Source organism: Armatimonas sp. (genome assembly GCF_043760365.1).
Taxonomy (GTDB): domain Bacteria; phylum Armatimonadota; class Armatimonadia; order Armatimonadales; family Armatimonadaceae; genus Armatimonas.
Genome location: NZ_JAYUPA010000276.1, coordinates 1 through 2007 on the forward strand (window position 1 = coordinate 1; position 2007 = coordinate 2007).

The following is a 2007-nucleotide window of genomic DNA, read 5'->3' on the forward strand; positions in this document are numbered from 1 at the left end:
ACGTACTCGTCCACAATCGCGTCGTTGAGGCCCAGATTCAGAACCGTGTCCATCATCCCCGGCATCGAGAAGCGAGCCCCCGAGCGCACGGAGAGAAGAAGCGGGTTCTTCACATCACCGAATGTCTTTCCGAGCTGCTTCTCGACATCGGCCAGAGCGGCCTTCATCTCATCGAGCAGTCCGGCGGGCAGAGCGCGGCCCTCGGCGTAGTAGTCCGTACAGACTTCGGTGGTGATCGTAAAGCCGGGGGGAACCGGCAGTCCGATATTGGTCATCTCGGCGAGGTTTGCACCCTTACCACCGAGGAGATCGCGCATGCTCCTGTCACCGTCACGGAAGAGCCAGACACGTTTCTGCGTTGCCATAGGTCAACTTTTCTCCAAATTGGAATTAGAATTCACAAAAATGCCGCGCCCAAAGACAATCCTTAAGGGAAGCCTTCGTCGGCGCGGCAAAAACCTTGGGATTATACCCCGAATGCGCCGCGTCAACCACCTTTAGTCGCCCCGTCTGATCGCCCCCATAAACGGGGGCGTCTTTTTGACGGCTTCGCCGACACGAAGGCCACTTCGGGCCATACCGAACCGAGTCAACTCGGCTATGGGCGGCACGCCCTTTGTGTCCGAGGAACGAGGACAATAAGACGCCCCCGTTCATGGGGGCGAAAACAAACGGGGCGCGTGAATGGGGGCGATCTCGCGATACAATAACTCGCTATGCTGGATATCCGACGAATTCGCACCGAACCTGATGCTATTAAAGCCAACCTTGCCAAGCGCGGCGAGGACACAAGCAAGATTGATGCCCTCCTCGCCCTCGACGAAACCCGCCGCGAGAAGCAGACCGAGTGGGAGGTTCTACGTGCGGAGCAGAACAAGCTGGGGCCACAGATCGCCGCCGCCAAGAAGGCGGGAGAGGATGCCAGTGCGGTTCTCGTCCACTTAGGAGAGCTGAAATCGCGCCTCCAGAGCCTGGATGAGACGCTCAAGTCCCTCGATCCTGAACAAGAAGCGCTCCTCTCGAAGCTGCCCAACCTCGTGCTCGATGATGTTCCCGAAGGCGGCGAGGAGTGCAACACCGAGATTCGTGGGGCGAACACGCCGCTGCGCGTGTTCGACTTCGAGCCAAAAGCGCACTGGGACCTCGGCGCATCGCTCGGGCTTTTTGACACCGAGCGCGGGGCGAAGCTCAGCGGGAGTGGGTTTGTGCTCTACACCGGAGTGGGGGCGCGGCTGCAAAGAGCGCTGATAAACTTCATGCTCGACCTGCACACCACTGTGCACGGCTACACCGAGCTGGGCGTGCCCTATCTGCTCACGCGTGAGTCCATGACGGCGTCGGGGCATATCGTCAAGTTCGCCCCCGAGATGTACCACGATGCCGAGAGCGACCACTTCTTTGTGCCCACAGCGGAGCCTGCGCTGGTCAATGTGCACCGGGGTGAGCTGCTGGAGCCAGGCGTCTTGCCGATAAAATATGTCGCGCACACGCCGTGCTGGCGGCGCGAAGCCGGGGCGGCAGGCAAGGACACCCGAGGGCTCCAGCGGGTACATCAGTTCGACAAAGTGGAGATCTTTCAGTACACATTTCCTGAGGCGAGCGCAAGTGCCCAGAGCGAGATGGTGCAGCACGCCTGCGCCGTGCTCGATGGGCTTGAAATCCCCCACCGCCTCCTGCTGCTCGCCGCTGGAGACACCAGCTTCTCCATGGCACGCACGGTAGATATCGAAGCATGGGCTCCCGGGGTCGGCAAGTGGCTCGAAGTATCGTCGGCGTCCGATGGCACGGACTTCCAGGCACGCCGCGCCAGCATTCGCTTTCGGCGCGAGGCAGGCGCAAAGCCCGAGTTCCCGCACCTGCTCAACGCCTCTGGGACAGCGCTGGCAAGAGTCTACGCCGCGCTGCTAGAAACCCATCAAAATGCCGATGGCACCGTCACGCTACCTGCCGCGCTCCGACCGTATCTCGGCGGCATGGAGACGCTGGAGCCAAAGCTATGAGTGCAAA

2 protein-coding genes are annotated in these 2007 nt (G+C 60.9%); one reads left to right on the forward strand and one right to left on the reverse strand.

Translation table 11 applies throughout. The features are described 5' to 3' along the window. A partial coding sequence (locus tag ACH2EH_RS06590; protein ID WP_395140091.1) for a PEP/pyruvate-binding domain-containing protein occupies positions 1-365 on the reverse strand: 365 nt, incomplete at its 3' end. A gap of 351 nt (positions 366-716) precedes the next feature. Here ACH2EH_RS06590 and serS point away from each other — a divergent pair. Continuing rightward, positions 717-2000, forward strand: a complete 1284-nt coding sequence (serS, locus tag ACH2EH_RS06595; protein ID WP_395140093.1) for a serine--tRNA ligase — start codon at positions 717-719, stop codon at positions 1998-2000. Positions 2001-2007 lie beyond the last annotated feature (7 nt).